We start from the raw sequence: 19505 nt of genomic DNA, 5'->3' as shown, positions 1-19505 counted from the left end.
AAAACGTGATGAACGAGAATAACTATCCCAAGCTCCACAACGCAATGTGGCCGGGGGTTGTGGGAAAAGGCCCCGACTCCGAGCCTGTTATTGGCTTCGATACCATGCTGGAACTAACAGCAAACGCCGAGGTCGATGGTGTCAAATTCGATGGTGTCGACCTTGCTCTTTTTGAACATATCGACGTCAATCTATCGGATGATGGCATCAAAAAATTAGCTGATAAGTTAAATGGCTATAATTTGAAAGTTGGTTCCTTAGTCGCGCCGATCTGGGGTGGCCCAGCGATGGGAAGCAAGGAAGATCGCGCCAATTTTGTCGAAATGGTCCGTAAGTCATGCCACATTGGTCAAAAACTGACTGAACTGGGTATTCGTCCAAGTGGCGTTGTCCGGATCGACTCGGCTAGTTCTCCTCACGATTGGGATGCCGATCCAACGGGTAATTCAAAATTAATCGTTCAGACATTCCAGGAAGCTTGCGACGTAGCCGCCGATTACGGTGAAAAACTAGCCGCTGAAGGCGAAATCTGCTGGGGCGCTATGCATAGCTGGAAAGTAATGCTCGAAACCCTCGAAGCCGTCAACCGACCAAACATGGGTTTTCAGGCCGACATGGCGCATACGTTGCTTTATACGCTGGGGTACAACCGTGAACAGGATCGGATTCTGCCACCAGATTTCGACTGGAGCGACCGCGCAACCTTGTCAGAAGCATTGAAAAAAGTAACCAACGCACTACGTCCCTGGACGATTGACTTCCACGTAGCTCAGAACGACGGTACGGTATTCGGCTCTGGTTCACACGATAAAACCGGTCGTCACTGCCAGGCGCTCGATCCGAACGGCAAACTCGATATCGTACATGATGCGGGTTACTGGTTGCGCAACGAAAACGGCGAACTAACCAAAGCGTTCAAACATATTTGCTGGGATGGTTGCATGTTCCCGAATGCTGTAATGACCAATCAGCAAACCTGGAACGATATTCTGGCAACGATGATCAAAGTCCGCCAGGCTCACGGCTGGTACGAAGCGTAATAATAGTTAACCGTTTGGAGTTTGAAGTTGCTATACAAGCTAGTTACCCTCAGACTCCGAACTTCAAACCTACCTTTTGAAAATGGCAGCAAAAAAAGAATTACGAATTGGCTTGATTGGTACTGGATTTATGGGTCGTACACACTCGAACGGCTATAATCGCGTACCTAATTTTTTTCCTGATCTTGAATATACGCCCGTCTTAAAAGCAGTTTGCTCTCGTAACGCTCAAAAAGTACAGGCATTTGCCGATCAATGGGGTTACGAATCCATCGAAACCGACTGGAAAGCAATTATCGCACGAGACGATATTGACGCTGTCGATATTTGTACACCAAACGATTCGCACGCAGAGATCGCGATTGCAGCAGCCAAAGCGGGCAAAATGATTCTCTGCGAAAAGCCGCTGGCTCGTACAGTTGCCGAAGCACAGGAAATGGTGGATGCAGCTAACGCAGCGGGCGTAAATACAACCGTTTGGTATAATTATCGTCGTATTCCAGCCGTTTCGCTAGCCAAGCAGATTGTCGATTCGGGCAAGCTGGGTAAAATTTTCCATTACCGCGCCAACTTCCTGCAAGACTGGACCATTAGCGCCGACGTACCACAAGGCGGAACAGGCACCTGGCGGATGGACGTAGACGCTGCTGGTTCCGGCGTTACGGGCGACTTGCTAGCGCATTGCATTGACACAGCTATGTGGATCAACGGAGCGATCACTGATGTATCGGCCGTTACTGAAACCTTCGTAAAAGAACGGATGCACGCACTGACCGGAAAAGTTCAGCCTGTTGGCATTGACGACGCCTGTATTTTCCACTGCCATTTCCAGAATGGTTCGCTGGGCCTGTTCGAATCGACTCGTTACGCACGTGGACACAAAGCGTTGTACACGTTTGAAATCAACGGTGAAAATGCATCTATCCGTTGGGATCTGCACGACCTGAACCGACTCGAATATTTCGATCATTCCGACGAAGGCATTGTGCGTGGCTGGCGGTCAATTCACGTAACCGATGGCGATCAGCCTTACATGGATAAATGGTGGGTGCCTGGACTAGGCATAGGCTACGAACATAGCTTTATTCACCAGGTAGCTGATTTCCTGAAAAGCCTGGAAACGGGTGAGCCTTGTTCGCCAAACTTCCAGGATGCGCTGGAAACGCAAAAAGTCTGCGAAGCTGTCCTGGATTCTGCGGCCTCGAAAAGCTGGAAAGATACCGGTGTTGAGTCGTTCAGCGGCTTTAAAGCTTAATTAGTATTTTGTCGTGCTGACGCAGGAAGCATCTTAACGTATCCTTACGAATTAGATAAGAAACTTTAAGATGCTTCCTGCGTCAGCATGACAAAAACGCTCTTCTATTAAAGGACTATTCAACAACTAGATTGCTTCTCGTATCTATCCAACTAGACACAGAAGTAATCTAGTTGCTGGTTTATATCGTCTACGCTATATCTTCGTTGAATTCTCCTGAATCAATGTCTTCTCACGCAAACGGCTATATTCTTCAGGTGCGCGGCCTAACGAAGTCGTTTGCTGGTGTTCGGGCGCTGGATAACGTCCAGTTGAACGTCCGGCGGGGAGAAGTACATGCGCTGATGGGTGAAAATGGAGCCGGAAAATCAACGCTGATGAAGACGTTGATCGGTCTTCTGACACCTGACTCCGGCGAAATCCTTTTAGATGGACAACCAATAAAGACAGGAAGAGTTAGCGGTGCAGGCAAGCGCGGTATTTCCATGATTCACCAGGAAATGCTGATCGTTCCCGAATTAACCGTTGCTCAAAATATCTTCCTGGGTCGCGAAAAGCGACGAACATTGCTCGGCTGGATTGACGAAAAAGCCTTAAATCAGCAAGCCAGCCATTTGCTGACACAAATGGGAGTCTCCATTCGTCCTCATGTTCAGATGAAATACCTGAGCGTTGCCGAGATGCAGATGGTCGAGATTGCCAAAGCGATTTCTGAGGATGCCAACGTGATCATTATGGATGAACCTACGTCGGCGTTATCAGATCGGGAAGTGAGTACGCTTTTTAGCCTAATTCGAGATCTGACGAAAAAGGGCGTTGCCATTATTTATATCTCGCATCGGATGGAGGAAATTTTTACTCTTGCCGATACGATTACTGTACTACGTGACGGGCAATACATCGCCACTCATCCAGCTTCAGAATTAAATGAGCCGACCTTAATTAGCCTGATGGTCGGTCGAACTATTGATAGCTTATTCCCCGAATCAAAGTCCCAAAATGCTGACGCAAAAGAAGTGCTGTCAGTGCAAAATCTAGGTCAGACAGGTAAATTTTCAGGAATTACATTTTCCGTTCGAGCAGGTGAAGTATTAGGCATTGCGGGTTTGATGGGTGCCGGACGAACCGAAGTCGCGCGAGCCATTTATGGGCTGGACTCTATTGATCAGGGAACTATATATTTAAACGGAACTGAAATTTTGATACGATCTCCCAAAGAAGCGATTCATCAAGGAATTGGCTACGTCAGTGAAGATCGAAAAGGATGGGGATTCATTTCTAGTCTTTCCGTTCAGCAAAATCTCACTCTGGCTAGCCTGAATAGTCACGTCAATGGTATATTCATTAAGAACCAGAGCGAATCAGAAACAACGGCCGCTATTATCAGTGAACTTCGCATTAAAGCGGCTAGTCCAGATCAGGCTGTAATGTATCTTAGTGGAGGGAATCAGCAGAAAGTTATTTTGGGAAAAGTGCTGTTAGCATCGCCTTCCCTGGTAATTCTTGATGAACCCACCCGAGGCATCGACATAGGGGCAAAATCCGAGATTTACCGACTCATTCGCGAACTCACCCAAAAAGGAATAGCAGTAATTATGATTTCTTCTGAACTTCCTGAGTTAATCGGCATGAGCGACCGGATTCTAGTTCTGGCAAAAGGAGTCCAAACGGCCATACTTCCCAAAGCTGAAGCCACTCAGGAAACGATTATGCGGTATGCTATGCAGCCATAACGACGACTTTTACGACTATTCATGAAACTCGGGAACCCATCTTCATTCAGTCAACTTAGTGATTCCTACAGAACACGCGTCCGTCGTATTGGGCAATATGGCCTCTTCGTTGCCTTTATTTTGGTCTGCGTCATTCTTTCCATTACCACTCCGAAATTCCTGACCGTTCAAAACCTGATGATTATTGTCACACAGGTTTCGATCAATGCATTGCTGGCGTTTGGCGTTACATTTATCATCATCACCGGCGGCATCGACTTATCGATTGGGTCGATGGTAGCCGTAACAGGTGTCGTAGCCGCATCGTTCGCGCGTGCTGATGCTTACCCTGTTATTGTTCCCGTTCTCATGGGTTTGTTAGCTGGAATTGGATTTGGTGCATTCAATGGCTTTGTGATTACTCGAAGTAAAGTGCCGCCTTTTATTGTCACCTTGGGAACGATGACTATCGGTCGGGGGCTAGCCCTGATTCTGAGTAAAGGACGCCCTATCTCTAACCTTTCTGACTCGTTTAACTTTATCGGCGGAGGGAAGATTTTAGGTATTCCGACACTTATCCTATTCCTGATAATCGCCTTTATTCTCTGCGCGACTGTACTCCGAAAAACCGTTTTGGGACGTTATATATATGCTGTAGGCGGTAACGAACAGGCAGCACGAGCGTCGGGTATTCAGCCCAACCAAATAAAAATGGTCGTTTACACGCTATGTGGAGGACTTTCGGCATTGGCAGGTATTTTACTAACGGCACGTATTACAACTGGCCAGCCCAACGCTGGGGCAGGGTTTGAGCTAGATGCCATTGCTGCGGCTATTATCGGAGGAACCAGTACATCGGGCGGTAGCGGTACGATGACAGGTACATTAATCGGCGCATTACTGATTGGTGTCATCAGCAACGGTCTGGACTTGCTCAACGTGACTTCATATTACCAGCAGGTCGTTATGGGGGCCATCATTATCGGAGCCGTCGTGCTCGATAGTTTCAATAGGAATAACAACGGATAACGTCATTCACCACTGAATTTATGAGATATATACCTTCTATAGCTTTCGTTTCAGCTTTACTCATCGGCCTGCTAACTGCTTGCAACCAGAGCAGTGAAAAGAGCGGAGATAGTACCGACAAAAAACTTGTTATCGGCGCTACCATGCTCAGTATGCAGAATGAATTTATCGTTAATGTCAACGATGAGATGACCAAAAAGGCAGAGCAGGCTGGTGTTGAATTAATTACCGTCGATGCGGAACGGTCGGCGCTGAAGCAGGTCGAGCAGGTCGAAAGCTTTATTGCGCAGAAGGTCGATGCGATTATTATGAATCCCTGCGAAGTAGAAGCCAGTTCGCCAGCCGTTACGAAGGCGTTAGCCGCCAAGATTCCGATTATCAATGTCAATTCCGAAACGAGCCAGAAACCGTCCGCTTTTGTCGGTTCCGACGATGTTGAATCGGCGCGAATTGCGATGAAATATATTGCTGAGAAGCTCGGTGGCAAAGGAAATATTGTGATGATGCACGGCTACATGGGTCAAGCCGCTCAAATTAAACGGGAACAGGGAGCGCGGGAAATTTTAAAGCAATACCCGAATCTTAAACTTCTCGCTCATCAAACGGGTGAGTGGGATCGGGCTAAAGCGATGGCGTTGATGGAAAATTGGATTCAATCGTTTGGTCCGCAGATCAATGCCGTTTTCGCCCAAAACGACGAAATGGGTTTAGGAGCCGTAAAAGCACTGGAAGATGCCGGCATGAAGGGCAAAGTCATCGTAGTTAGTATCGATGCCATTCCCGACGCGCTACAAGCTGTCAAAAAAGGTACACTGGATGCTACTGTTTTTCAGAATGCTCAACAACAAGGATCAAAAGCCGTTGAAATTGCAGTCAGTGCCGCTACGGGAAAAGACTATCCGAAAGAAACGCTTATTCCCTTTCAATTAGTCACCCAAAGCAATTTGAGCCAATTTCTGAAACCAAATCCGTAAAGGTATAGCCCAATACGAATTGATTTGAAACGATCACCGAATTCCCGTGTCTGTGTTTTCACAGACACCCGTGCGTCAGCCAACGCTGCCATCCGGTAAGGGGTCTGTGAGGACACAGACCAAGGAAGCAGGAAACAGATTTATTTTTTTGTGGTTAGTTGATGCAAATTAATCAGCGGTGAGTTCCTAGGTACTAAAGCATAAGAGAATACTTGTTTCAACGAATTAAAACGCATTGAAACCGTATTAGATCGCTTGCAATTTTGGCAAAACCCACAGCTAAAGCAGTGGGCTGATATGTGTTCTGTTAGGCGGTTAATTTCTTCGGGAGAATCAACCGTAGGACTAAGAAAACAAAGTAGGCGACGTAAAACTTTATCTTTCTCTGTAAACGACGAAACGTGAAAACACAACGCAGAACATTCCTCCAAACGCTGGTCGGAGCCGCTACTATAAGTGCTCTATCTGGCTGGAAAGCCGCGAAAAGCCCTTTAGTGGTGTTCGTTACGGGCGATCATGAATATAGTGGCGAATTGACAATGCCTCTCTTTGCGGCTGAATTGGAGAAAAATTACGGGATGCGAACAAAAGTTCTGAAAGCATACCCAGATTATAATGCGGAAAAAGATATACCCGGTCTTGAAGCGCTTAAGGAGGCTGATTTAGCCGTTTTTTTCCTACGCTGGCGTCTGCTCCCGAAAGAGCAACTTCAATATATCGACGACTACCTGAAATCGGGAAAACCCGTCATGGGATTCCGGACGACAACTCACGCGTTCAATTATCCCGATGGCGATGATCGGAAATCCTGGAATGCCTTTGGCGAATTCGCGTTTGGCGCTCCTCCGGGTTGGGGCGGAAAAGCGCAGCATACGCACTACGGCCATAAGAGTACGACCGATGTATCCATCATTCCCGATGCCGCCAAAAATCCGTTGCTGACTGGCGTAGCGCCATCATTTCATGTAGCTTCCTGGCTCTACCGCGTTCAACCCGATTATCCCGCTAAAGGATCAACCTGGTTACTAATGGGAAAATCGGTCAATCCCGATAAAGAGGCTACCGAAAATCCAGTTGCCTGGACCTGGAAAAATAGTTGGGGGGGAAAAGTTTTCTTTACGACGATGGGCCATCCTGAAGATTTTCAGGTAGAATCTGTACAGCGATTGGTCATCAATGCCATTCACTGGGAATTGGGGTTACCAATTCCTAAAAAATGGAAAGGCAAAATCGCTATGGATGTCCCTTACGGTCATCCGAAAAAATCCTGAGTTTCTCATTTACTTATTTATTGCCCTATGCCCCAAAGTAAAATTGGCTTCAACCTGCTGGCTTGGTCGGCACCAATATCCGAAAAGATGCACCCGATTGCGGAACGCTTAAAAACAATCGGATACGACGGTATTGAATGTTTCATCGACGACCAGCCCGTGAATGCCTATAGTCAGTTTGGCGATCATTTACGTCAGCTCGGCCTGGAAAGTACCTGTGTAATGGTCTGCGGTCCTGATACGAATCCCGCTAGTGAATCGGCTACAGTTCGGGAACAGACTGTCGATTATCTGAAAGGAGCCATCGATCGGGCGCACGCAATGGGCGCCACTGTCATTTGTGGACCTATGCACTCGGCGTTTGCCACGTTCAGCCGTCGGGAGCCACAACCAGAGGAGTATGCCTATAGCGCTGAGGTATTGCGGGCTGCGGGTGAACATGCTCGTCAAGCCAATATCGTGCTAGCTGTAGAAGCGCTGAATCGTTTTGAATGCTACCTCTGCAACACGATGGCTCAGTTAGCTTTATTAATCAACAAGGCCGACCATCCGAATGTACGCGCCATGTTCGATACGCACCATGCGAATATGGAAGAGAAGCGTTTTCCAGCGGCCATTCAAACCATTGCACCGGTATTAGCGCATGTTCACATTAGCGAAAATGACAGGGGAACGCCCGGTGATGGACACATTCCCTGGGATGATACGTTTAAAACGCTATCGGAAATCAACTATAATGGCTGGATGACTATTGAAGCGTTTACGCGAAATGACATTGATTTTGCTAATTCCATCAACGTCTGGCGGGAATACAATGACCCTTGGGATATTGCCGAAAATGGCCTGAAATTCATTAAGCAGATGCAGGGTAAATACGGGTTTTCTGCCTAACAGAGGTTATATAAGAATAAAAAAATGGATCTTTTGTCATCCTGACGACAGTCGGGCCGCCGGAGCGGAAGGATCTCATGATTCCCCAGCGCTCATGGAGGATACTTTGAGATTCTTCACTTCGTTCAGAATGACAAAAAACTCCAAATGTTGCCTCAAGACAAAGGATAAATAACCTCGTTAATTCAGCTAATACGTTAATCTTAGTACGTCATTCGGAAATTTCTTGACCTAATTGCTTTATGATTAATTCCAGCAAAATCAGTCTTCTCTCTCTAGTCGTCGCAGCGGGATTAGCCTTAATTCCAATTACTGCTTTTCAGACGAGTCAATCGGCTCTGCTGCCCATAAAAAAAGGCGAGCGAATTATTTTGCTGGGTAACAATCTGGGGTCGCGAATGATGAATTACGACAACTTCGAGACTGAATTACAAGTGCGTTACCCGGATAGTCAGTTGTATATCCGGAATATGTGTGATGGTGGCGACACACCTGGTTTCCGACCGCACGCATCTCGTTTTTCACCCTGGGCGTTTCCTGGTGCCGAAAAATTCCAAACTGAATTAGCAACGAATTCAGGCAGCGAAGGCCATTTTGAAACGCCTGACCAGTGGCTCACCCGACTCAAAACCGACGTTATTATCGCGTTCTTCGGTTATAATGAGTCGTTTCAAGGCAAAGCTGGTCTGGAAAATTACAAAGCTGAGCTGGACGCGTTTATTAAATGGACGCTGAACCAGAAATACAATGGCGTCAATGCTCCGCAACTGGCGATCGTCTCCCCAATTGCTTTCGAGGACTTATCGGACCGATTCGATCTGCCGAATGGTAAAAAGGAAAATGAGAATATCTGGCTTTACGCGAAAGGCATGCAGGATGTCTGTGCTAAAAACAACGTACTCTTTGTTGATGCGTTCACGCCTTCCAAAGAATGGTACGATGCCACACCAGAACCCCTGACGATCGACGGCTCCCAATTGACTGAAGAAGGCTATAAAAAATTGGGCGTTTTCTTAGTCGATCAGGTTTTCGGAAAAGCCGCTGCGAAAGCTGAAGCGAATCGCAAGTTGATTCACGATGCGGTGATGGAGAAAAACTGGATGTGGCACAACGATTATAAAATTCCTAACGGCGTGCACGTCTATGGTCGTCGCTACAATCCGTTCGGCCCAGACAACTATCCCGCTGAAATCGAAAAAATCCGCCAGATGACCGCGATTCGAGATACCGCCGTTTGGCAAGCTGCGCAGGGAAAAACCTTTGATGTAGCTACCGCCGATCAGCGAACCAGAATTCTTCCCACTGTAAAGACGAATTTCAATCCTGAAAAAAATGGAAGCCTGACGTATCTAACTGGACAAGAGGCTCTGGCAAAATTGAAAGTACCGACAGGTTATAAAATCGAACTATTTGCCTCGGAAACGGAATTCCCAGACCTGGCAAAACCCATGCAAATGTCGTTCGATGGTAAGGGACGCCTTTGGGTTGCCTGTATGCCCAGCTATCCGCACTACAAGCCGGGCGATACCAAGCCAAACGATAAAATCATTATTCTGGAAGATACTAACAACGACGGCAAAGCTGATAAGCAAACGATTTTCGCCGACAAACTCCATCTTCCGCTAGGTTTTGAAATTGCGAAAGAAGGCGTGTACGTTTCACAAGGCACAAACCTGAAATTATTCACCGATACCAATGGCGACGACCGCGCTGATAAAGTAGAGATTCTGCTAAGCGGCTACGACGATCACGATACACACCACAACAGCCATGCGTTTACAGTCGATCCATCGGGCGCTATTTATTCGGGTGAGGGCGTGTTTCTGCATACGAATGTTGAAACGTCGTATGGTCCTGTTCGGGCTACGAATGGTGGATTCTATCGCTATTCTCCTCAGCTTAAAAAACTGGAACGTACGGCTCAGCTTTCCATCCCAAATCCGTGGGGCATTGCCTTTGACGACTGGGGACAACCATTTTTTGCCGAAACTTCCAGCCCAGATGTGCGCTGGATGATGCCTGGAAGCGTATTGCCGCGCTACGGTGAAGCAACGCCTAAGTCGTTCCAGTTGATCGAGAAAGATCACATGGTTCGGCCTACATCGGGTCTGGAGTTTGTTTCTAGTCGTCATTTTCCGGATGACATTCAGGGGGATTTGTTGATAAACAATACCATCGGTTTTCTGGGGATGAAAGAGCACACGCTAGTAGACGATGGCACCGGCTACAAAAGCAAGCACCGAGTCGATTTGGTTGTCAGCGAAGACCGCAACTTCCGGCCTGTCGATATGGAATTTGCCCCCGATGGTTCGCTGTATCTGATCGACTGGCATAATATCCTGATTGGTCACATGCAGCACAATGCCCGCGATCCCTTGCGAGATCATTCACACGGACGAGTTTATCGGATTACGTACCCATCAAGACCATTAGTGAAACCCGCTAAGATCGACGGCGCATCAATCGAAGAATTACTGGATAACCTGAAACTGCCCGAATACCGTACCCGCTACCGCACCCGACGCGAACTTCGGGGACGTGATGTAGCGCAGGTGCTTCCTAAATTGAATACGTGGTTAGCGAGTCTGGATAAAAAAGATCCGCGCTACGAACATCACATGCTGGAAGGACTTTGGGTAAGCTGGGGAATGGATCGCGTCGATCAAACCTTATTGCGGCAATTATTGAAAGCAGCCGACTATCACGTCCGGGCCGCTGCTGTACAGGTGGTTCGTTATACAGGTCATCAGGTAGCCGATCAGGCGAATTTGCTGATGCAAGCCGTCAAGGATGATAATAGCCGAGTGCGGTTAGATGCCATTGTTGCCGCTTCCTGGATCGGGCCAGAAAAGGGATTACCCATTTTAGCCGAAGCAGCGAAAAAGCCACTTGATGAATGGATGATCCATGCCCACGAAGCGGCCGTTGCTCACCTGAAAGGCGAACCTGTTAAACAGAAAAAAGAAATCACCCAAACTTCATCGTTAAAGGGTGCTGACCTTGATCTGTATACCCGTGGCCGGGAAATTTTTGCAAAAGAAGGCTATTGCATTACCTGTCACCAACCCGACGGACAAGGACTTGCCGCATCTGGATTCCCTTCTCTTTCCAAAAACAAATGGGTATTGGGTAACACAGATCGGCTTATCAAGCTGACCTTAAAAGGTCTCCTCGGCCCGATCGAAGTCGATGGCAAAAACTACCCCGGCCAGGTGCCGATGACGCCTTTCGGTGGCCTCTTGAAAGACGATGAAGTAGCCGCTGTGCTAACCTACGTCCGCAATTCGTTCGGGAACCAGGCGTCAGCCATCCTACCCGATCAAGTTAAGAAAGTCCGAGCAGCGACCCAAGCGAAAAAGGATTTCTATTCGCCAACACAACTCTTGAAAGAACATCCATTAGAGCCATAAAGCGACTAGAGAATCAGAATATTTTCATACAAAACGGCGGGCTATAATAAGTATGGTCCGCCGTTGCAGTAAATTGAGATTACATATAATTGCTAGTCCAGGCATATAGTTTTAGTTCAAGACTTCTTATATAATTAGCCAGCTTCATTTGGATTTATAATATTGTAGTATGGGGCTATGAAAGTCATCCCCTTCAATAATATCTTTAATATTTTGAGGTAAGATTTTATCAAATTCCTCGTAATATATTCTGCTTAGCAATAAATACATGCCAGTTTCTTTATTGCCTAAATACTGTTTCAGATCACCAACATTATTGTAATGATCAGGTTGATGAAAGAAGCTTATCAATTCTTCCACTGTCTTATATATAAGTAAAAGCTTTTTCAAACTCACTTCAACAGTCAATTTTTCATCAATCGAATCGAGTCCATACAACACCTGATTTTCAATTGGATTCGTTTTCACGATTATAAAAATTTTGGAGAAAATGCAGTTATGAAATTGACAATAAACTTTAGTTATTACCCTCTCGCATAAAACTTGTTCAAGAAAATACAAGTCAACGGAAACGGCTTAAATACATCTAAACGGCTAGTCAGCTTTTGTAATCTGCAAGACAACGCTGGCTCGACGAGCATTGACATCGGGGTTAATACCTACATTCATCAGAAAGGAGCCGCTGTAAACTTTTCCATCTTCCAGCGTCGATTTTCTTCCTGGATAGAGATTGGTTTCGCTAACCCGATAATTCTTAGTAGGGTCCAGACCAACTAACCGAATCGGCCGATCTGTACCGGCCTGTACGCGATTGGAATGCAGGTACGTAAACATCACCGCGCTTGACTTATCCTCACTGACGTAAGCTATTGACGCATACGGATTTTCGTACGGACTTGCCAGACGATACTGGTCACCATGCCAAACGATACTTTTAAAGCCGTCGTAGTTTTTTAGCGCCTGCTGGCAAAATGCCAAATCGTTTTGGTTTAAATGGCTAACGACAATATCGAACCCAAGTTTACCCATACTAGCAACATCGACTCGGAATTTAATCGGCTGTTTCCCCCAGTCCGTTACGTGGCAATCGGTGGTAATAGATGGGAAGAAATAGGAGTAATCCCACTGCATAAAAATCCGTTCGACGGGCTCCGTATCATCACTCGGCCAGAACTCGGTGAAGTATTTTAGCATCTCATAATCACCACGGCCACCTCCACCCGAACACAGCATCATCGGCACTTTGGGGTATTTAGCCCGGATGCGCTGGAGTACGTTGTATAACCCATGTACATACTCGACATATAGATGCGATTGCGGGATTTTGCTCTTATTTAGCCAGGCCGAATAGGCATTGTAAATCACAGCATTACAATCCCACTTAAGAAACGCCAGTTCTGGATTTTTGGTAAATAATCCATCGACAACACCAAATACAAAATCCTGTACCTGCGGATTCGATAAGTCAAGCACCAACTGATTCCGATAATATTTCTCCGGACGCTCCGGCTGACGAATCACCCAATCGAGGTGCTTTTCATATAATTCACTTTTCGGATTTACCATTTCCGGCTCAATCCAGACGCCGAATTTTACGCCTGTATTCTTCGCTTCTTTGACCAGATACCCAAGTCCATGCGGTAATTTCTTGACGTTCTCCTGCCAATCACCCAGACCCGCGTGATCGTCGTTACGCGGGTATTTATTGCCGAACCAGCCATCGTCGAGCAGAAACATGTCAGCGCCTAATTTCTTGGTATCGGTAATTAATCCCGACAGTTTTGTTTCGTCGAAGTCAAAATACGTTGCTTCCCAGTTGTTCAGCAGCGTGAGTCGGTCACCTTCGCCATCGAGCACGCGGTATTTTCGAGCCCAGCTATGCAATTGTCGACTCGCCTGACCAGTTCCATTATCCGACAAGGTATAAAGCAAAGCGGGCGTTTTAAATGATTTTCCGGCGGCTAATGTATAGGCCGATGCATATGGATTAATTCCAGCTACCAACCGAAGATTTTTATAAGAATCTACTTCGAAATCAAGTTTATAATTACCACTCCAGGCCAGCTGCCCTAGCAAAACTGTTCCGCTATTTTCCTGAGCGGGTTGACCAAACGAAACCATGAAATTAGGTGAACCCAACAGCATTGCCCGCGTGCCTAATTTTGAATCAATCGAGCGCAACCCCTGCAACAATTTTTCTTGCTGTGGCTGCATCTCTTTCAGGTACTGTCCCTGAAACGTGGTCAGATAAAAATCTTTACCGGGAAAAAATAAATTCGCCGAAGCGTATTTCTGTAAGACAATCGGGCCTTTTTCCTGATTCGTAATTTCAGCCCATTGTTCAATTACATTTTGCGTTGGCCAAACTTTATAAAATAAGTTGACGGTTAATTTATAAACTGGATCAGCTAACTGAATGGTAGTCAGTGTTGTATTGGCATCAGATTTGACGATCTGGTGCGTTTGGTATTTTAAATCCAAGGACATATTTCCATCCGCATGGGTAACCTGAATAGCGGGTTCGGAAAAATTCCAGGTACCCGCTGGCGTATACGCATTGTTGTAAATACCGCTGTTATCATCCGAGAATTTGGAAACGCTGACGATGTCTTTATAATCAGTTGTCTGGGCTAGTTTTTTCCCGCAATAAACCGTGGTGAGATAATTATTTTTATCGGCCTGAAGTACGATCGCAAAATTGGCCGTTTCAATCGGAATTGTCGTTTGGGCGTAACTACGCAGGCCCATCAAGCAGAGAGCAGTAATTAACAGGAAAATTTTTTTCATGGCAACAAACTAGTACGGGATCGAGAATTGGTAGCAATCTACAGCTTTTGCCTAATAGCGTATATAAATAATAGTAAGCCGCTCGCTAACTAACTGCTAAAGCCTGTAGGCCGAAATCCACAGGCTTTAGCAGTTAATAAGTGCAGAGAGAAGCCCTTTAATTCGTATTAATCGAGAAAATTTGATAGTGCGAGTAATTAAGCGTTACGAGCTATTTATTGAGCTATAAAGCCAGCTTAAAAATAGATAAAACAAAGATCCTGCTATAATAAACACAAGTGTCCATGGCCCAGGTATAAACGGGCTTCTTTTACTAATCATTATTAAGTACTTTACGGTGAATGGTAACCTAAATGTAAGTCATTATATCGATCATTAAAATGGGCAGCAAGAGTCAATAGAGTTAACGATTTAATTTATAGCCTAATACCACTACGAACCAATTATATTTTAACACCTTCTCTAGGTAGAGAAGAAAATATAAGGTAAAAAATGACCCAAAAAAGTAGTTTTGGAATTCCGGTTTTAGATCGAGTTAGTTATTGATTTCTAAAGTAAAGTTTAGCGATCGTAGGAAAATATTCAATATAAAATAATCTGTTGAATTGTGATTTTTCAGTTCTATCAGCTCTCAGATTTTCACATAAATATGGCATGTTGACAGTCCAAACAATATTGGATTTTTTCATGATTCACCATAGCTAAGATCAGCAAAATAGCGATTTAAATTGTATCGGTCTTTTTGGCACACACTCATGACAATCAGCCATGCAAAATGAATATGTTACCATCTGGTGCAGTTTTTGCATAAAACTTCAACGATTGCAGGTTTACTCAACCTGCAAGCTCTTATGGGTTAGATTAATAAACGCTGTTTCTTTTAGAGACAGCGTTTTTTGTGACTTCTGAATACCTTTCAAGGTCTTAAGTGTACTGTCTAACCCATAGGAGCTGTATAGCACTAAAAGGCCCTGTCATTATTTGATAGGGCTTTATAGTTATTAATTGTGATCTCTGAAATGTTGTATTGTTAGTTTATGATTCAACGTACCCAATTTAACTCTCTGGTTAAGAGAACCATGCACAAAGTTAATTCTCTACGCTTTTATGAAAGTTTCTTTGTATGTAAGAATTGTACCCATAAGCTGAAACAAAAAAAATATATTCGCGTTAATGGCCTACATCCTAGTTACGCAACGTCAAATAACATTTTTACGTAAAATAGCTTGGATATTAACGGTTTTTTTACTTTTGCACCCTTATTGAAAAAAACAGCCATAAAATACGAATCACACTATGTACTGGACTCTCGAACTGGCATCCTATCTGGAAGATGCCCCCTGGCCTGCCACCAAAGATGAATTGATTGATTATTCAATTCGTTCTGGTGCCCCCCTTGAAGTAGTTGAAAACTTACAGGAACTGGAAGATGATGGTCAGCCTTACGAAAGCATCGAAGAAATCTGGCCAGACTATCCAACCAAAGACGACTTCTTCTTCAATGAAGACGAATACTGAGTCTTCTTGCTGATTCCACATAAAAAAAGCGTAATCCATTTGATCAGGATTACGCTTTTTTTATGACCATTTTTTGTCATGCTAAGGAACACGTTAAGATGCTTGGTTCCTTAGCATGACAAAAACTTTTACGCAGACGCTTTTTTCCCTTTTACGGGTCGATCATATTTTTTCGGCGCATAGAGAAAGCCGAACGCTTCAGCGCCTTCTTTTGTATGCACTTTATGGTGGATGTAATGCGCTCGCATAATCCGCTGCATGTACCGCCCGCTGGTATCAATTTTCCATTTTACACGTCGGTGTACAATAATGTCGTGGAAGATAAAATAGAAGATACCATAAAGGGTAACACCTGCACCTATCCAGGCTAAAAACTCCCATTCTGGATACGTCACCCCTGTAAAAATTAGTCCGATAGCCGTCAGACTGAATACGACCGCAAACAGGTCATTCACTTCAAAAAAACCTGTATGGTGATTGTGATGATCATGATGCCAGCTCCATAAAAAACCATGCATCACGTACTTATGCGTAAACCACGCAACCCCTTCCATAAATAAGAAAGTCCCTAAAACCAACGCAACGTTTACCAGCATTTTTATGTTATTATAGCGTACGGAGTTAACTAAGTAACGGTTTGTTCCGTCGAAAAGTTGACCTAGTGTCAATCAGTTTTTCACGAAAAATAGAGATTATGGCTGAACACTTGCAAGTATTCGCAAAAGCCGTATCTTTATCCCAAGTCAGTGCTCAACCAGCTGAACCCATCGGTTATGGACTATCAAGCACTCAAGAACCTGGTCAAACGGGGAGAGGGTAGCAATTTAGAGTTCAAGCTGAAAACAAATCATCCCGAGAAAATCATCCGGGGCGTGGTAGCCTTCGCTAATACAAACGGCGGAATCATGCTCATCGGCGTCGGTGACGACAAATCCATTCCGGGACTGAAATATGCCGACGAGGACGAATATCTGCTTGTCCGGGCTATTAACAAGTATTGTTTTCCGCGCATTTCCTACACGATCGAGCGAGTACAACTCTACGACGAACGCGAAGTTCTCGTGATCCGGGTTCCCCGCAGCCCCACTCGCCCCCACTACATCATTCCGGACCCGGCCAATCCTGACGACAAGAAGGCTTACGTTCGCGTAGGCGATAAGTCGGTGCAGGCCAGTCGCGAAGTTCGGGAAATCCTAAAAGGCGAACAAGCCGAACGGAATATCCGGTTTAGCTATGGCGACAAAGAGCGGATGCTAATGCAGCACTTGGGCGAGCATAATAGCATCACGGTCGATTTGTTTGCCTCGATAGCCGGAATTTCTCGCCGAATTGCCTCCCGAACGCTGGTGCTACTCGTATTAGCCAATGTGCTGGAGATTCATCCCAGCGACATTGTCGATCGGTACACCACGCGGGTATTGCAATAAAGCAGTAAAATCGGGGGAATTGCTTACTTTGTGATGCGTTCATACGATGCGTCACAAATTATAAGACTATGGCCAAAAATTCCCCCGCTCATAAACCCTTCGTTCCTGCTGCTGAATCTCCCGCCGAATTTACCCTCAAAGCCGTTATTACCGGAGCGGTATTCGGGGTATTATTCGGAGCAGCAACGGTTTATCTGTCGCTTAAAGCGGGGCTATCCGTATCGGCTTCTATACCGATAGCCGTATTGGCAATTTCACTGGGGCGGAAGTTTCTCAACACGACTATCCTCGAAAACAACATCATTCAAACGACAGGTTCGGCAGGGGAAAGTATTGCTTCTGGCGTGGTCTTTACAATGCCCGGATTTCTGTTTCTGACAAACGGAAGCGGAGCTGATTTTTTCAATTACTGGACGATTCTAACCTTAGCTATTCTGGGCGGACTCATTGGTACGCTGATGATGATTCCCCTCCGCCGGTCATTGATTGTACAGGAACACGGCACACTACCCTATCCGGAAGGCACGGCCTGCGCATCAGTATTAATTGCTGGTGAAAAAGGGGGCGATTTTGCTAAAACAGCGTATCAGGGTTTGGGCGTAGCATTACTCTACGCTTTTTTACAGAAAGTCTTACACGTGGTTGCCGAAGTTCCCGTCTGGGCAACGAAACAAGCAAATCGGTATTTTCCATCAGCTCAAATAGCGGGTGAGATTACGCCGGAATATTTAGGGGTAGGCTACATTATTGGCTTCCGTATTTCAGCAGTATTGGTCGGCGGTGGCATTCTCGCCTGGCTAGGTTTGATTCCTCTACTGGCCTCCGTCGTACCCGGCGATACGATTGCGCTTCAACTGCAAAAACTTGGCTATCTAGATAATCTACAAACGGCCGGTGGACCCGGCGGGTGGAATCCAACGACGCATACGTTCAATGATACCGCTGTAGCGATTTATCGGGCGTATATTCGTCAAATCGGTGCAGGGGCCGTTACAGCCGGTGGTTTTATGACCTTGATTAAGACCATCCCAACGATTGTATCGTCTTTCAAGCAAAGCTTTAGCCGATCTTCGATTTCTGCTATCGAAAAAGAAGAAGCGCTAAGTCATGGGAACCGGACACCTCGGACGGAACAGGATTTAAGTGTTCGTATCGTTATCATCGGCAGTATTGCCTTAGCGGCCTTAATGGTCGTTCTCCCTCAAATTCCCGGCGATTCGATTGTAACGAAGTTACTGATTGCGATACTGGTCATTGTCTTTGGCTTCTTTTTCGTAACCGTTGCCAGCCGGATTGTGGGCCTGATCGGGTCAAGTTCATCACCTGTGTCAGGTATGACGATTGCCACCATTATGGGCACGTCGCTGGTTTTTATTGGATTTGGTCTGACGGGAAAAGTGTATGAGCCTGCCGTACTGGTGGTAGGAAGTATGATCTGTGTAGCGGCTGCCAACGCGGGTGGAACCTCACAAGATCTTAAAACAGGATATCTGGTCGGTGCTACGCCAAAATACCAACAGATGGCCTTATTTGTTGGCGTTATCGTCTCATCGTTGGTCGTTGGCGCAACCGTAAAAATTCTGGACACCCCTACTCCTGATTTACTGGCGCAGGGAATCACCCACGCAATCGGCTCCGACAAATTTCCAGCTCCGCAGGGAACATTAATGGCTACGCTGATTAAAGGTTTGCTCTCGTTCAACCTCGATTGGCAGTTTGTACTGGTTGGTGCTTTTACGGCATTGGTATTTGAATTATGCGGAGTTAGCGCTCTGGCGTTTGCTGTAGGACTGTATCTCCCTTTATCAACTACCCTTCCCATTTTTACCGGTGGCCTCGTCAAATCAATTGTCGATTGGAATGCCAAGCGGAAAGGAATTGTCGAAGAAGATGCAGATCTAGGGAAAGGCAATTTATTTGCAACAGGTTTGGTAGCGGGTGGTGCATTAGCTGGCGTCGCTGTAGCTTTATTATCCGTCAATGAATCTATCTATAATGGCTTAGCGTCGCTGACGCTTGAACCTGCGCTAGCAGGAGCTTTAGGCGAAGGAGGTTATGAATTATTAGGAGCTTTATTCTTCGTAGCTCTTGCCAGTATTTTATGGCGCATAGCGGAAAGCAGACGGCAGTAGCATGGCATTCGTTAATGAGTAAGTAGTTGTTAGTTAGCCCTTTACTGAGCTAATCCTCT

General features: G+C 45.8%; 14 protein-coding genes. 11 read left to right on the top strand and 3 right to left on the bottom strand.

The window, feature by feature from the left end; translation table 11 throughout:
- Nucleotides 1–8: 8 nt before the first annotated feature.
- The 8 genes from ACYVE4_RS02510 to ACYVE4_RS02475 all read left to right on the top strand — a co-directional run bounded on the left by ACYVE4_RS02510 (nt 9) and on the right by ACYVE4_RS02475 (nt 11582).
- Nucleotides 9–1040 carry a sugar phosphate isomerase/epimerase family protein gene (locus tag ACYVE4_RS02510; RefSeq protein WP_460995330.1) on the top strand — a complete coding sequence of 344 codons (1032 nt, stop codon included), beginning with the start codon at nt 9–11 and terminating at the stop codon, nt 1038–1040.
- Between the two features lie 82 nt (nt 1041–1122).
- Entirely contained in the window at nt 1123–2295 is a 1173-nt protein-coding gene (locus ACYVE4_RS02505) for a Gfo/Idh/MocA family protein (RefSeq protein WP_460995329.1), read from the top strand.
- A 224-nt stretch (nt 2296–2519) separates the two neighbouring features.
- A complete protein-coding gene (locus ACYVE4_RS02500) occupies nt 2520–4028 on the top strand; it encodes a sugar ABC transporter ATP-binding protein (RefSeq protein WP_460995328.1) in 1509 nt (502 codons plus the stop codon).
- A 21-nt stretch (nt 4029–4049) separates the two neighbouring features.
- Nucleotides 4050–5036, top strand: a complete 987-nt coding sequence (locus ACYVE4_RS02495) for an ABC transporter permease (RefSeq protein ID WP_460995327.1) — start codon at nt 4050–4052, stop codon at nt 5034–5036.
- A gap of 20 nt (nt 5037–5056) precedes the next feature.
- Nucleotides 5057–6010 (top strand): sugar ABC transporter substrate-binding protein, encoded by a 954-nt coding sequence (locus ACYVE4_RS02490; RefSeq protein ID WP_460995326.1) that lies wholly within the window; start codon nt 5057–5059, stop codon nt 6008–6010.
- A gap of 434 nt (nt 6011–6444) precedes the next feature.
- A complete protein-coding gene (locus tag ACYVE4_RS02485) occupies nt 6445–7281 on the top strand; it encodes a ThuA domain-containing protein (RefSeq protein WP_460995457.1) in 837 nt (278 codons plus the stop codon).
- A gap of 27 nt (nt 7282–7308) precedes the next feature.
- Nucleotides 7309–8172, top strand: a complete 864-nt coding sequence (locus ACYVE4_RS02480; RefSeq protein ID WP_460995325.1) for a sugar phosphate isomerase/epimerase family protein — start codon at nt 7309–7311, stop codon at nt 8170–8172.
- Between the two features lie 242 nt (nt 8173–8414).
- A complete protein-coding gene (locus ACYVE4_RS02475; RefSeq protein ID WP_460995324.1) occupies nt 8415–11582 on the top strand; it encodes a PVC-type heme-binding CxxCH protein in 3168 nt (1055 codons plus the stop codon).
- A gap of 144 nt (nt 11583–11726) precedes the next feature.
- Here the strand turns inward: ACYVE4_RS02475 and ACYVE4_RS02470 are convergent, their stop codons facing one another.
- Together ACYVE4_RS02470 and ACYVE4_RS02465 are read right to left on the bottom strand one after the other, a co-directional pair.
- Complete coding sequence (locus tag ACYVE4_RS02470) at nt 11727–12050, bottom strand: hypothetical protein (RefSeq protein ID WP_460995323.1); 324 nt, start codon at nt 12048–12050, stop codon at nt 11727–11729.
- A gap of 126 nt (nt 12051–12176) precedes the next feature.
- A complete protein-coding gene (locus ACYVE4_RS02465) occupies nt 12177–14369 on the bottom strand; it encodes an alpha-galactosidase (protein WP_460995322.1) in 2193 nt (730 codons plus the stop codon).
- A 1296-nt stretch (nt 14370–15665) separates the two neighbouring features.
- Between ACYVE4_RS02465 and ACYVE4_RS02460 the strand changes: the two genes are divergently transcribed.
- Nucleotides 15666–15887 (top strand): DUF2795 domain-containing protein, encoded by a 222-nt coding sequence (locus ACYVE4_RS02460; protein WP_009284883.1) that lies wholly within the window; start codon nt 15666–15668, stop codon nt 15885–15887.
- 128 nt (nt 15888–16015) lie between these two features.
- Here the strand turns inward: ACYVE4_RS02460 and ACYVE4_RS02455 are convergent, their stop codons facing one another.
- Nucleotides 16016–16483 (bottom strand): sterol desaturase family protein, encoded by a 468-nt coding sequence (locus ACYVE4_RS02455; RefSeq protein ID WP_460995321.1) that lies wholly within the window; start codon nt 16481–16483, stop codon nt 16016–16018.
- Between the two features lie 177 nt (nt 16484–16660).
- On the opposite strand from ACYVE4_RS02455, the gene ACYVE4_RS02450 reads away from it, so the two are divergent.
- The gene (locus ACYVE4_RS02450; RefSeq protein WP_460995320.1) at nt 16661–17314 is read left to right on the top strand and encodes an AlbA family DNA-binding domain-containing protein; all 654 of its coding nucleotides are present in this window, start codon (nt 16661–16663) and stop codon (nt 17312–17314) included.
- Nucleotides 17315–17382: 68 nt separating this feature from the next.
- Nucleotides 17383–19446 carry an OPT family oligopeptide transporter gene (locus ACYVE4_RS02445; RefSeq protein ID WP_460995319.1) on the top strand — a complete coding sequence of 688 codons (2064 nt, stop codon included), beginning with the start codon at nt 17383–17385 and terminating at the stop codon, nt 19444–19446.
- Nucleotides 19447–19505 lie beyond the last annotated feature (59 nt).

It is taken from the genome of Spirosoma harenae, assembly GCF_054776975.1.
This window is presented reverse-complemented; position numbering and strand designations above follow the sequence as displayed.

Coding starts and splice junctions, on each gene's coding strand:
- ACYVE4_RS02480 (WP_460995325.1), top strand. CDS start 7,309: ATGCCCCAAAGTAAAATTGGCTTCAACCTGCTGGCTTGGTCGGCACCA.
- ACYVE4_RS02510 (WP_460995330.1), top strand. CDS start 9: ATGAACGAGAATAACTATCCCAAGCTCCACAACGCAATGTGGCCGGGG.
- ACYVE4_RS02460 (WP_009284883.1), top strand. CDS start 15,666: ATGTACTGGACTCTCGAACTGGCATCCTATCTGGAAGATGCCCCCTGG.
- ACYVE4_RS02475 (WP_460995324.1), top strand. CDS start 8,415: ATGATTAATTCCAGCAAAATCAGTCTTCTCTCTCTAGTCGTCGCAGCG.
- ACYVE4_RS02500 (WP_460995328.1), top strand. CDS start 2,520: ATGTCTTCTCACGCAAACGGCTATATTCTTCAGGTGCGCGGCCTAACG.
- ACYVE4_RS02505 (WP_460995329.1), top strand. CDS start 1,123: ATGGCAGCAAAAAAAGAATTACGAATTGGCTTGATTGGTACTGGATTT.
- ACYVE4_RS02495 (WP_460995327.1), top strand. CDS start 4,050: ATGAAACTCGGGAACCCATCTTCATTCAGTCAACTTAGTGATTCCTAC.
- ACYVE4_RS02490 (WP_460995326.1), top strand. CDS start 5,057: ATGAGATATATACCTTCTATAGCTTTCGTTTCAGCTTTACTCATCGGC.
- ACYVE4_RS02450 (WP_460995320.1), top strand. CDS start 16,661: ATGGACTATCAAGCACTCAAGAACCTGGTCAAACGGGGAGAGGGTAGC.
- ACYVE4_RS02465 (WP_460995322.1), bottom strand. CDS start 14,369: ATGAAAAAAATTTTCCTGTTAATTACTGCTCTCTGCTTGATGGGCCTG.
- ACYVE4_RS02445 (WP_460995319.1), top strand. CDS start 17,383: ATGGCCAAAAATTCCCCCGCTCATAAACCCTTCGTTCCTGCTGCTGAA.
- ACYVE4_RS02455 (WP_460995321.1), bottom strand. CDS start 16,483: ATGCTGGTAAACGTTGCGTTGGTTTTAGGGACTTTCTTATTTATGGAA.